Source organism: Methanosarcina spelaei (genome assembly GCF_002287235.1).
In the GTDB taxonomy this organism is placed as follows: Archaea; Halobacteriota; Methanosarcinia; order Methanosarcinales; family Methanosarcinaceae; genus Methanosarcina; species Methanosarcina spelaei.
Genome location: NZ_LMVP01000500.1, coordinates 1 through 223 on the forward strand (window position 1 = coordinate 1; position 223 = coordinate 223).

Annotated in this window: 1 tRNA gene; it reads right to left on the bottom strand. The window is 50.7% G+C overall.

Annotated elements, in window-relative coordinates:
* Nucleotides 1-60 precede the first annotated feature (60 nt).
* Nucleotides 61-133, bottom strand: a tRNA-Ala gene (locus tag ASJ81_RS17045).
* Nucleotides 134-223: the final 90 nt, after the last annotated feature.

The window sequence follows — 223 nt, forward strand, 5'->3', positions numbered from 1 at the left end:
TGCGTGTCAACACAGGCAATCCGTCCTTCCCCGGAAATTTACTTCCCGGGTGCATAAAAATGGACTTGCTGGGATTCGAACCCAGGGCCTCTGCCTTGCAAAGGCAGCGATCTTCCAACTGATCTACAAGCCCTAGAGAGACTAGAGATCCACAAAGGATCTCAGGATTGAGGTTTTGTCGGTTTATCGGCATCTGGGTGGTGGGTTTTTGTGCTTAGGAGGT